Origin of the sequence: Massilia antarctica, assembly GCF_015689335.1 — a bacterium.
Taxonomy (GTDB): Bacteria; Pseudomonadota; Gammaproteobacteria; order Burkholderiales; family Burkholderiaceae_D; genus Telluria_A; species Telluria_A antarctica.
This window is the reverse complement of the sequence record NZ_CP065053.1, coordinates 539,704-551,640: the sequence shown is the minus strand read 5'-3', so window position 1 is coordinate 551,640 and position 11,937 is coordinate 539,704. Positions and strand designations below refer to the sequence as shown.

The window sequence follows — 11,937 nt, the reverse complement described above, 5'->3', positions numbered from 1 at the left end:
CCGCGCCTGGTCGTGCCGGGGCTGCGGGGCGGAAGATTATAGCATGCAGCTTTTGGGCTACAACGGCGCATCCGGGCGGCCGGCGGCCCGCAATGGCGGCGTCGCGGCGCTGTATAATCTTGCAACTACTCCAGATGTTTTTCTACGATGCACACTCACGATACCGTTTCCCCACCCCTTGCCCTGAACCTGGCCGGGATCGACCTGCTGCGCTTTGCCAGTGCGCTGGCCGTGCTGTTCTGGCATTACCAGCATTTCTCCTTCGTGGGCGCGGTGCCCTTCGAGTTCGATAACCGGGAAGAACCGTTCTACGGCGCCCTGTCGACCTTCTACCATTACGGCAAGTTCGGCGTGCAAGTGTTCTGGAGCATCTCCGGTTTCATTTTTTTCTGGAAGTATGGCGAGGCGCTCGCCGCCGGACGGATCGAGGCCGGGCGCTTTGCGCTGTTGCGCTTTTCGCGCCTGTATCCGCTGCATATATTGACCCTGCTGCTGGTGGCGCTCGGGCAAGCGCTGTTCCGCGCCAGCCATCCCGCGTACTTTGTGTATCAGGACAACAGCTTGCCGAGTTTTTTCCTGCAACTGGGCGTGGTCGGCCACTGGTTTTATCCGCTGCTGAGCAGCATCTCCTTCAATGGCCCGATCTGGAGCGTGGCGCTCGAGTTGCTGGCCTACGTGCTGTTCTTTTTCCTGAGCCGGCGCATCGGCGTGGGCGCGCGCGCGACCCTGGCCACGGTGGCGCTGCTGGCCCTGGGGCACTATGCAAGCGGTTTGCCGGCCTTTGAATGCCTGCTGTTCTTTTACCTGGGCGGGGTGGTGTGGCTGGCGGCCTGCCGTGCGGCGCCCTGGAGCCGGCGCCGCCACCGGATCGTCAACGTCGCGCTGGCGCTGCTGTTCCTGGCCGTGTGCGCGGCGGTGCGCTTGCGCCTGGTGTGGGCCGACCATGTGGTGGTGCCGATGGTGCCGCTGCTGGTGTATGTGTTCCTGCAAGGAGTGCAGCCGGCCGCTGAGCGGGTGCGGCGTGTTTTTGGCGAACTGGGCAACCTGACCTACGCCAGCTATCTGCTGCATTTTCCGCTGCAGTTGTATATTGCGCTCGCCTGCGGCTGGCTGGGGCATGCGGTGCCGTGGCGCTCGCCGTGGCTGTTTCTCGGTTTCGTGACGGCCACCATGGTGTTGTCATACTGGTGCTACCGCCATGTGGAGCGGCCGCTGCAGGACTGGATCCGGCGTCGTTGGGGCACGTCGGCGGCTACGTCCACCCAATTGGGCGGGAACGTGGTGCCGATATGACATCATCCAAGTTTGATTTTGTCGATTCGTGAGCGATCGCCCCGCGACGAGGCTCCACATCCTTCTTCAAGCCGCCGTAGCTGTCGATGATGGCATTGGTGCTCCGATGCCGTTGTCATAGCCGACGCTTGCAACGGCCGCGCCGCGCTCGCCCGCACGGCAGGCGTCAGAATTGCCGCTCGCGGGATGAACTGCTATCATCAATGCCAATAAAAAAATAACAAATAAGCAAGCAGCGGCGCTTGACAAGCAGCGGGACTTTTAGGAAAACGATGAAACGATCCTGGGTGTATGTCCGCTTTAATACGCGTAACGATAACGATAATCCCCTGCCGTGGCGCGTGCTGACCGAGCGCGGCCGGGTTGATGGCGTGCTCGAACTCGACCAGCAATTCGCCGCCGAGGTGTGCTTCACCGCCAGCGCCGTGACGTCCTGCGATGAAGTCGAAGCGGGGGTGCTCAAGTGGCACCTGAAGGCCCACGGCTACCTGGCCTGGGACGGCGACGTGTGCACCGTGTGCGACCAGCCGGCGGCGCCATGAGCGCGCCTGTCCATCCCGATCTGACGTGGCAGCAGCACCCGGTCGACCGCGCGCGCCGGGCCGCCAGCAAGCAGCAACATCCCTGTTTATTGTGGTTGACGGGCTTGTCCGGCGCGGGCAAGAGCACGGTGGCCGGCATGGTCGAGCACAGCCTGGCAGCGCGCGGCGCGCATACCTATCTGCTCGATGGCGACAATCTGCGCCACGGCCTGTGCCGCGACCTGGGCTTTAGCGCGGCCGACCGGGTCGAGAATATCCGCCGCGCCGGCGAAGTGGCGCGCCTGATGACGGACGCCGGATTGATCGTGTTGAGTGCCTTCATTTCACCGTTCCGCTCGGACCGCGAGCTGGTGCGCAGCCTGATGCCGGCCGGCGAATTCATCGAGATCTTTGTCGACGCGCCCCTGCACGAGTGCGAGCGGCGCGATCCGAAGGGCCTGTACGTCAAGGCGCGCGCCGGGCAGTTGCCCAATTTTACGGGACTCGATTCGCCCTATGAGGCGCCGCAGCAGCCGGAAGTGCGGCTCGATACGCTGCGCGACGATGCCGAGACTTGCACCGCGCAGGTGATGGCGTATCTGGAACGCTGCGGGCTGCTGGAGCGATGAGGAAGACCCGTTAGGGTGGGGCCGTGACATCGTTGGCAGCTGTCAGAACTGAAAGTAAATAAACGGATTGAAGCCGCCTTCGACCACTGCCAGGCAGGACAGCAGGTACAGCAGGCAGGAGTACACGCCCATCATCAAGGGCTGGCGCAGGCTGCGCCGGCGCAGGCGCTGGAAGGGCTTGTCGCCGAGCAGGCAGATCAGGCCGGCCAGCGCCAGCAAAAACATCACCTTGGGATCGGCCAGCACCCGGTTGGCGTCCTGCCACAGCGGCACCGCCGGGTCGAGTCCGCTCATGGCGCGCAGCAGCTTGCCGGTCTGGCCCAGGTCGACGGCCCGGAACGGCACCCACAGCAGGGTGGCCAGCACGAACACCGGAAGGCTGCCCAGGCGCCAGCGCGCCGAATTGAGCCAGCCGGCGCGTTCGAACGCCAGCAGCGCCCCATGCCCCAGGCCCCAGATCAGGAAGGTATAGGCGGCCCCGTGCCAGAGCGCGCACAGGCCGAACACGATGAAGCTGTTGCGGTAGGTCGCCAGGTTGCCGCGCCGGTTGCCGCCCAGGGGAATGTAGACATAGTCGCGGAAAAAGCGCGACAGGGTCATGTGCCAGCGCTGCCAGAATTCGGTGATGCTGGCGGCCGCGTACGGGCGGTTGAAATTGCGCGGGAAACGGAATCCCATCATGCGCGCCATGCCGATGGCCATGTCGGTGTAGCCCGAGAAATCGAAATAAATTTGGAAGGAATAGCATAGCGCGCCGAGCCAGGCGGCATAGGTGCTCATCGCCACCGTGGGGCCGTGCACCACGTCCACCACCGAGCCGAGCGGGTCGGCGATCAGCATTTTCTTGGCCAGGCCGATACAGAAAATCACCATGCCCCAGAAGACGTCGCTGCCGACCAGGCGCCGGTACTTGAGGTTGAGCTGTTCGCGCACCTCGGCGTAGCGCACCACCGGGCCGGCGATCAGGTGGGGAAACAAAAAGATGTAGATGGCGAACTTCTGGATGCTGGTTTCGGCCTCGATGCGGCGCGCGTACACATCCAGCAGGTAGGACAGGAAATGGAAAACGTAAAACGAAATGCCGAGCGGCAGGACGATTTTCCAGGTCGCCGCCGTGGCGAACGGCGCCGCGCCCGACACGTCGTGCAGGACCTGGGCCAGGAACAGCAGATATTTAAAGAAAATCAGTGGCGCCAGGTTCATCACGATGCCGGCCGCCAGGGCCAGCCGGGCCGCCCCCGGCCGCGCGGCGGCGCGAGCTTGCTCGCGGCGCAGGCGGGCGATCAGCTGGCCCAGCAGCCAGTTGAGCATCAGCAGCACCAGCGCCACTGCGGTCAGGGCGCCGGCGCCCAGGATGTAGAAGGCGAAGCTGGCCAACAGGATGTAACTGTTGCGCGCCGCCCGCGGCAAGACGAAGTACAGCGCGAAAAACACGGGAAAGAACAGGAACAGAAAGCCGGGAGAAGAAAAAACCATGGGTGATCCATCGGCGCGGGCCTGGGCCCTGCGCGGCAAAAAAATTATCGGTTAACGGGTGGCGCGCTGAAACGGGGGCTGCGCTCCGGTTCAGCGCCGGGTGGCGAAGGCGACCCAGCGATCGGCCTGGATGTCGAGCACCTGGACGATCAGGTATTTGCAGCGCCCGGCGACGAGCGCCGGGACATCGTGCAGTTCGTGGCTGCGGCTGATCTTGGTAAATTTCTGGAAGTGCTCGACCAGGCCGGCGCGCAGCATGCCGTCGCTGAAACTGTTACCGTACAAGCAGGTCGGCGGCAGCAGGTCGGCCCGTTCGACATTGCCAGTATCAAATTCCAGGCCGGTGGCGGCGGCATCGAGCTCGCGCCGCTGGTGCACATCGGTCCAGGTTTTCTTCAACTGCGGCTCGAGCACGTCCTGGTGCATGTTCAGGCGTCCGGCAAAGCGCATTTCGACGCCGATAAAGGGCTTCACCTCGAGTTCGAGCCGGTGGTGCCAGCGCAGGGGCGAGCCTTCCAGTTCGGCGATCACGCGCACCGCGTCGGCCGCCGCCGCCATCGCCATCGGTTCGGACCAGTGGAAATCCTGCTTGAAAAACGGCGCGAACTTGCCTTCGTTTGTATGCATCAGGGCGATGATATCGACAAAATGCAGCTCGGGCGTGGCCTTCAGGCGCTGGTAAAAGTGCATGAAATGCGAGTCGTCGGGTACCCGCGGCGCGAAGAAGGGCAAGCGCTCGCGCGTGAAATACTGCTTCTGGACCGGCGTCATCGTGACCATGGTGATGCCGGCCGCGCGCAGGCGCGCCGACAGGTCCAGCACGCCCTCATAGGAGGCATCCTGCTGCTCTTTGGTAGCGAGAACCTTTTCCGTGAGCGGCAATTCGGCATCGGCGATGCTGCGGCCGTACAACTCGCCTTTTTTGCCGTAATACACCCGGCGCGAGGTGCGGAACAGGCGGAAGTCGATTTCATTCTTGGTGCGGATCATCAGGCTGCGCAAGCCCAGTTGATCGGCGAAGGCTTTTTCGAAGCGCGCGTAGTTTTTGTCGGCGTCGAAGACACTGCCTTCCCAGGCGCTCGGATAGGCCGCCAGCGGACGCAATTCCTGAACCGGCGGAATCTCTTCCGTGGTCCAGCCGTTCAGTGCGGGCATGGCCGGGATCAGGCTGACGGCGAAGATCGCCGCCACCAGCAGCAGGCGCAGCAGATGGCGGGCGCCACGGCTGCGGCGCCGCAGGGCCAGCGCCAGGGCGCGCCACGGCGCCACGCGCGGATGCAGGACGGCTCGGGAAAGATGGTCGTTCATGGGGACTGCAATTCCTTGCGGGTTGGTCGGGCGGGGGCGACTCGGCTGCCGTGGCGCAGGCGCTCTCGAGGCATGCACCGGCGGCGCCTGCCGGGATGCGCTTGCCGTCCCGGCCAGGATGGGCTGTGCCCTGGCTCGCCCCTGCCTCACTACGATGATGGGCCGGATGAAACGGTACGCATCATACAATATTTCCTTCGGTCGAAGCGAGGGAAACGTGTCGCCGCCATGGCGCCTAGGGTGTGTCTGATTGAATCGAAGGGAAAACTACAATTGTTCCGTCGTTCCTGGCACTGCCAGAAACGACTTCCCGCGCAGCGCCCAGTTTCAAGGAAACTCCTCGAATCTCTTGGAACTGTGCAAAGTCAGAGGCCGGTGCCAAATGGCGCTAACGTATGCTCCGTCTTTCCCGCGCAGGCGGGCATCCAAGTCCGCACCGCAGTCACTGGCGGCTCGACGAACTTGGGTTCCCGCCTGCGCGGGAATGACGGTCTTGAAGTTTGTGGTCAGAAAAACGCTGAACCTAACGCCATCGAATCCAGAAACCAGTTCCTGGAGAGGCGGGAACGACGAATTAACGGTATCGAAATGGAATCTGTTCGCGCCGATTAGTCAGACACACCCTAGTTCTGCGCCAGCTTGTGCAGTTCCGCCGGGTTCAGGATGATCAGGCGGTGCGTGCCCTTTTCGATAATGCCTTGCTGCACCAGCGCGAGCAGGGTACGGGTCACCGTTTCGCGGCTGGTGTTGATCATGTTGGCGATATCCTGGTGGGTCGGCAGGTTTTCCACCACTTCCAGGTCGCCCTCTTTCTTTTCCTTCATCAGTTCGAGGAAGGTGTAGATGCGCTTGGCGGTGTTGTGGATGCTCAGCAGCGCGCGAAATTGCGAGTCGCGCTGCACTTTCTCGGCCAAAAAGCGCAGCATGTGCTTGGCCACCGACGGCGAATGCGAAAACAGGTGCAGCGCGGTGGCGCGCGGCAGCAGCGCCACCATCACCGGACTCAAGGCCACCACCGAGGCCGAGCGGGTCGAGCCGTTGATGACGGCGATTTCGCCGAAGAAGTCGCCCGGCGCGAGCATGCGCAGGCCGATCGCGCGCCCGTCTTCGGTCACGTCGATCACTTGCAGCTGGCCCGACAGTAAAAACAGCAGGCTGTCGCCGCTGGCGCCCTTTTGCAGCACCACGTCGCGCTTGGCGTAGGTGCGGATGCGCAGGTCGGTCATGACCTGGCGCATTTCTTCCTCGCTCAGCTGGGCCAGCAGGGGAATCTTGCGCAGGTGGATCTGGACGCTGACCTTGTTCTGCGAATCCTTGGGCACCGGCATGACCGAGGCATCCTCGGGCCCGAGCGGAACCCCGTTCTTGGTTGCGGTAACGATGAAATTATTTATACTCATGCACTGATTCCGTCATAGATAGGCATGCGCGAGCGGCGCGCACAGCGCCACCGTCGCGATGCCGGCGGCATTGGCCGCCATGTCGCGCCAGCAAAACGCTCTTCCTGGTACTAGATTCTGCAGGATTTCGATGAGGAGGGCGGCGCCCAGCAAGCCCAGCAGGCAAAGCTGCAGGAACCAGCCGCCCGGAACCATGCGTGCCATCAAGAGCGCAAGCAGGCCGAACGCCAGGAAGTGCAGGAGCTTGTCGTTCGGCAAGGGCGGCAGCCATTCGTTGGGTACCAGACAGCCCGCTACGATGGCCACCGTCGCGAGTAAAAACACAATCAATTCCCAAGTCATCATATCCACATCAACAGTCGGTCCGCCAGCGCCGGGGTATCCCGCGGGGTATCCCGTGCTGGCGCCAGCAGACGTGCTGGAGCGGTATCTTACCAGTTGTCGGTGCGCCAGCTGAACTGGAACCAACGGCTGTCGTACTGGAACAGGGGAATGTTCTCGCGGTTGAAGGTGCGCCGCAGCTCCAGCTGCAGGGCGCTGTGGGTGCCGACCGGGAATAGCAGGCTGGCGCGCAGCTGGCTGGTGTCCTGGGCGCGCCGGGTCTCGATAAAGTCCTTCGAGTAGATCTGCGCGCCACGCCAGGACTGGCGCGAGACGCCCACTTCGGCGATGGCTTTTTCGCCCAGCAAGGTGACCAGGTTGATTCCGCCGTACCAGCCCTTGCGGTCGCCTCCCGGGCGCGCGGCCTTGCCGGCGTCGGCCAGCGCCCCGGCCGACAGCACCACCGTGCTCAGCTTGCTGCGCATGGCCAGGCTGGTGCCCAGGTCGAGCGTGCGCGCATCGTAGTAGCGCCGGGTCGGATAGATGGCGCTGCTGTAACCGGCGCTGAGCGACCAGCCGAGCGATTCGCCCAGGTCGAGCGGCGGCACGGCGCGCAGCAGCACCTGGGCCTGGCGCTGGTAGAGCTCGCCGCCGAGACGGACCAGGCCGTAGGCGGCGGTGGCGCGCCCGGTCCAGCCGCCCTCGCTCCAGGGGCGTTCGAGCGCGAGCAGGCCGGACTCGCTGTCCTGGCTGCTCACCTCGTTGTAGCGCAAGGCGCGCAGCTGGGCGATCAAGAGCATGCCGCCGCTGCCGATCGGCTGGTTGAAGTCGCCCGAGAGGACCTTGAAATGGTCGGCGCGCGGCAGCGAGTCCGGGCCCAGGGTATAGGTTTCCAGCTTGTTGACGCTGCCGAGCAGGACGGTGCTGCTGCTCGAACCCTGGTTGACGTTGCTGTCGTAGCCGGCGCCGAGCTTGAACGACATCGAGCGCCGATAGCTGCGCTGGCCCTTGCAGCCCGAGGCGCGGTAGTGCGCGATCAGTTCCAGGATCGAGGCCGAGGGATGGAAACGCTGTTCGATCTGGTCGAACAGGCGCTCGGCCTCGACCTTGTTGCCCAGTTCGCAATGGCTGATGGCCAGGTCGAGCCAGGCGCCGGCGTGCAGGGCGTTCTTTTCCAGCAAGCTGCTGAGCTTGCTGGTGGCTTCGTCCGGCCGTCCTTCGGACAGCGAGCGCAGCGCTTCCAGGTAGAGTTTTTCTTCCTGGGCCGCCTGCTCGTCGCTGAGCGCGCGCATGCCCTCGGCCGGCGCGGACTCGGGCGCAGGCATCTCCGCCGCCAGCGCCGCGCTGGCCCCCACGCTTTGCGCGCCGCTTGCCACCACCGCTGCCGACGCCGGCGTGGCGGGCGCGTCGCCCTGGCGTGCGCGGGCAGGCGCGAGCGCGCCCAGCGCCAGCAGCATGGCCAGCAGCGGCGGCAAGGTCGGGCGCCTCATGCCAGCGCCTCCAGGGTGTACAGGTCGATCGGATGCTCCTTGCCGCGCAGCGCGTGCCGGCCCAGGCTCAGGAAGCGGTGGCGCCTGGCGTAGCCGACCGTGCCCTGGCCGATGATCACATCGTGCGGGAAGTCGCGCGCGGCCTGTTCCAGGCGCGAGGCGGTATTGACGCTGTCGCCGACGGCCGTGTAAATGCTGCGAAACGAGGTGCCGTAGTCGCCCACCATGGCCAATCCGCTTTCGATGCCGATGCGCACGCGCAGCGGCTGGCCGCCGGCGCGCACCCGGATGGCGCTCAGGATGGCGACTTCGCGCAGGATACTGGCGGCCGCGTCCAGCGCCAGGTCGGCGTGCTGTTCATTTGGAATCGGCGCGCCCCAGAAGGCCACCAGGCCGTCGCCCGTGTATTTGTCGAGCGTGCCCTGCTTTTCCAGGACCGGGCGGGTCAGGCAATCGAGGAAGTCGGTGGTCAGTTTCGCCGCTTCCTCGACCGCCAGCGCCTCCACCTGCGAGGTATAGCCCTGCATGTCGGCGATCAGGGTGGTGACCTGCAGCAGGCGTGGCGCGAGCGGGTCTTTCAGGCCGCTGCGCAGCAATTCGTCGACCACTTCCCCGGCCACGTAGCGGCGCATGGTGTCGAGCAGGCGCCGCGAGCCGGACTGGGCCAACTGCCAGTGGAAGGGCACGCCCACCGCCAGCAGAAATCCGAGCGACAGCAGCGGGCCGCTCACCGAAAAGCCGGGATCGTGGGCCGACAGGCCGTAGGCCAGCATCAGCCAGGTCAGCGCGGCTGCCGCCAGCATCAGCACATTGACGGCGGCCGACAGGCGCGCGAAGGTGTAGCCGGCCAGGGCCGCGACGGCGCTGGAGAACAGGACCGCCATCAGGCGTCCGGGCCAGGGCGCCGGGGCCAGCCCGGCCTGGCGGTCGAGCAGGGTGGTGAGCATGGAGGCGTGCACCAGCAGGCCGGGGCTGGAGCGCCCGAGCGGGGTGGCGACGCGGTCGCCGATGCTCAGCGAGGATGAGCCGATCAGCACCAGGCGTCCGGCCACCATGGCCGGATCGACCTTGCCGTCGAGAATCTGGCCGGCCTTGGCCACGGTGTAGGCGTCGAGCGAACGGCTGAAGGGCACGCGCTGGTAGCCGTCGCCGGTGTCGGGCACGGCCGCGGCGGTGGCCGCGCAGCAGTCGAGCAGGGCGCGCGACAGGGTCGGAAAGCGGCGCTGTTCGAACCAGGTATACATGGGGACGCGGCGCAGCACGCCGTCGGGATCGGGACGTACGCCGATGTTGCCGACATGCGGGGCCAGGGCCAGCCCGGCATGGTTGGCGATATAGCCGTAGGCCGGCACCGCGCCGCCCGCCTCGCGCGCCGCCTGGCCGCCGGCGGGGCGGCCGAAGCGCAGCGCTTGCGGGCGCTGTTCGTAGTCGAACAGCTGGGCCAGAACCAAGGGACCCTGCTGGGCCAGCACCGCCAGGCGCATGTCGCCGGCCGGGTCGCCCGGCTCGCCTTGCAAGATATCCAGTGCGACCGCGCGCGCGCCGTCGCCGATCACCGTTTCCACCAGCTCGGCCAGGCGCTCGCGCGACCAGGGCCAGGGATGGGCCGCCAGGCTGGTCTCGTCGATGTCGACCACCAGGATGCGCGGCTCGGGCGTGTCGGCCGCCTGGGCCGCCACGAAGCGGTCGCGCAGCCATTCGTCGGCGGCGTCGAGCGCCGATGCGCCGCGCGGCCATTGCGCCCAGACGGCCAGCAACAGCGCCGCCAGCGGAATCGACAGGTGCAGCAGGTGAGAGGGAGAAAAGGAGCGCAAGTGGGCCAATGGGTTTGTCGTGCCGGCGGAGGGGAGGGGGCTCCGGGCGCCGCCGCGCGACCTGGAAAATGACGCAAGTATAACGCCACACAGGCAGTAATACCACCAAAGCAAGTCTTTTTGCAATATTGCTCTACGCATAAGCCGACGGCGGCGCAAGGGCAAGGTCATACTAAGCGGCAAGGGAGCGCCGGAGATGTTGCTAAACCGTCCCAGATTTGTATCAGAATGCAATAATGTGACGAGCAACACATTTTGAGGGGTTTTGCAGGCGCATAATCCGGGGATCAGGGAGAATTTATGTTTAATCAATCGATTGCCACATTCCGCTATTTGCCGCTTGCGCTGGCGCTGTCGTTCGGCGCGGCCGGGCAGGCCGGCGCCGCCGAAGCGGGGCGCATTGTGTTCGTCACCGGCGAGGTGCAACTGGCCAGCAAGGCGGCCGTGCTCGATTCGGCTGTGCAGGAAGGCGATGAGCTCAGCACGGGCAGCCAGGGTTACGTCTATATGAAGACCGTCGATGGCGGCTTCCTGATCTTGCGTCCGAACAGCAAGGCGCGCGTGATTGCCTACAAGGTTGACGCCGACAATCCGGCCAATACCCGGGTCAAGCTCGAATTGCTCAGCGGCGTTGCGCGCAGCATTTCGGGCCAGGGCGTCAAGCTGTCGCGCCAGAATTTCCGCTTCAATACCCCGGTGGCGGCGATCGGCGTGCGCGGCACCGACTTCATCGTCTCGACCGACCAGCTGACCACGCGCATCGCGGTGGTGTCCGGCGGGGTGGTGGTGAGCGGCTTTGACGGCGCATGCGGACCGGAAGGCGGCGGGCCGTGCGAGGGACGCGGCAGCCGCGAACTGTTCGCCGGCCAGCCCGGCATGCTGCTCCAGGTCGACAAGGGCCAGAACGTGCCCAAACTGCTGAACAATCCGGGCGCCAGCCCCGACCAGGCCGCGCCGCCGCGCAGCGACGAGCCGAGCGGGCGGGTCGCCACGCCGGCCACGACGGTCCCTACCGTGCCGGGCACTGCCGTCAACCTGGACGCCAAGAAAGACGCGATCAACCAGCTCAACAAGCCGCCGGTAGCCCCGGTATTGCCGCCGGTGCCGCCGGTGGTGGTGGCGCCGGAGCCGAAAGGCCCGGACGTGATCTGGGGCCGCTGGGAGCGCATCGCCAACACGCCGCCTGACCCGGCGGTGGTGGCCAGGCTGAACAACCCGGCATACGACGACGGTACCGTGGTCGGCTCGTATGCGATCAAGCGCCGCCTCGACAGCAACCTGGTGCTGCCGGCCGAAGGCAAGGTGTCGTTCGAGCTGGCCGAGAGCGAGGCCAGCCTGCAGCGCAAAGGGGGCGACGCGCTGCAGGCCAAGATTACCGATGCCAGCCTGAATGTCAATTTCGGCACCAGGAGCTTTAACACCAGCATGCTGGTATACAGTCCGGAAGGCGAAACGCGGGTGCGCGCCACGGGCGATGTGCATTCCAAGGGAAATCTGGTCAACAATTCGGCCTCGAACACCACGGTTCAGGGTTATCTGACCGGTGCCAAAGCCGATGGGGCCCAGTTTATCTTTAAAACCATCGACGGCCAAAGCTGGAATGCCGAAGGCTATACGCGCTGGACCACCCCGACCCGTTAATGCCGGCGGCGCTGTCCGGCCAATTTGGCGGCGTCTATTTATGT

9 protein-coding genes and 1 pseudogene are annotated in these 11,937 nt (G+C 65.2%); 4 read left to right on the top strand and 6 right to left on the bottom strand.

Going from position 1 to position 11,937, the window contains the following annotated elements; genetic code table 11:
- The first annotated feature begins 147 nt into the window (after positions 1-147).
- The 3 genes and pseudogenes from IV454_RS02420 to cysC all read left to right on the top strand — a co-directional run.
- Positions 148-1,293 (top strand): acyltransferase family protein, encoded by a 1,146-nt coding sequence (locus IV454_RS02420; RefSeq protein ID WP_206090044.1) that lies wholly within the window; start codon positions 148-150, stop codon positions 1,291-1,293.
- A gap of 272 nt (positions 1,294-1,565) precedes the next feature.
- Positions 1,566-1,835: a hypothetical protein gene (locus IV454_RS02415; RefSeq protein WP_206090043.1), complete on the top strand. Its 270-nt coding sequence runs from the start codon at positions 1,566-1,568 to the stop codon at positions 1,833-1,835.
- A 26-nt stretch (positions 1,836-1,861) separates the two neighbouring features.
- Positions 1,862-2,443: pseudogene (gene cysC / locus IV454_RS02410) on the top strand (adenylyl-sulfate kinase); the annotation flags it as partial.
- Between the two features lie 42 nt (positions 2,444-2,485).
- Here the strand turns inward: cysC and IV454_RS02405 are convergent.
- From IV454_RS02405 to IV454_RS02380, 6 genes are all read right to left on the bottom strand, one after another.
- Positions 2,486-3,919, bottom strand: coding sequence for an MBOAT family O-acyltransferase (locus IV454_RS02405; protein ID WP_206090041.1), 1,434 nt, complete (start codon positions 3,917-3,919; stop codon positions 2,486-2,488).
- Positions 3,920-4,009: 90 nt separating this feature from the next.
- Positions 4,010-5,227 (bottom strand): alginate O-acetyltransferase AlgX-related protein, encoded by a 1,218-nt coding sequence (locus IV454_RS02400; protein ID WP_206090040.1) that lies wholly within the window; start codon positions 5,225-5,227, stop codon positions 4,010-4,012.
- A 623-nt stretch (positions 5,228-5,850) separates the two neighbouring features.
- Complete coding sequence (locus IV454_RS02395; protein WP_082692181.1) at positions 5,851-6,627, bottom strand: Crp/Fnr family transcriptional regulator; 777 nt, start codon at positions 6,625-6,627, stop codon at positions 5,851-5,853.
- Between the two features lie 12 nt (positions 6,628-6,639).
- The gene (locus tag IV454_RS02390) at positions 6,640-6,951 is read right to left on the bottom strand and encodes a VanZ family protein (RefSeq protein ID WP_229522021.1); all 312 of its coding nucleotides are present in this window, start codon (positions 6,949-6,951) and stop codon (positions 6,640-6,642) included.
- A 107-nt stretch (positions 6,952-7,058) separates the two neighbouring features.
- Entirely contained in the window at positions 7,059-8,438 is a 1,380-nt protein-coding gene (locus IV454_RS02385; RefSeq protein ID WP_206090039.1) for a tetratricopeptide repeat protein, read from the bottom strand.
- Positions 8,435-10,261 carry a CHASE2 domain-containing protein gene (locus tag IV454_RS02380; protein WP_229522019.1) on the bottom strand — a complete coding sequence of 609 codons (1,827 nt, stop codon included), beginning with the start codon at positions 10,259-10,261 and terminating at the stop codon, positions 8,435-8,437. The genes IV454_RS02385 and IV454_RS02380 overlap by 4 nt, the downstream gene beginning before the upstream one ends.
- Before the next feature lie 291 nt (positions 10,262-10,552).
- On the opposite strand from IV454_RS02380, the gene IV454_RS02375 reads away from it, so the two are divergent.
- Positions 10,553-11,893, top strand: a complete 1,341-nt coding sequence (locus IV454_RS02375) for a FecR family protein (RefSeq protein ID WP_206090037.1) — start codon at positions 10,553-10,555, stop codon at positions 11,891-11,893.
- Positions 11,894-11,937: the final 44 nt, after the last annotated feature.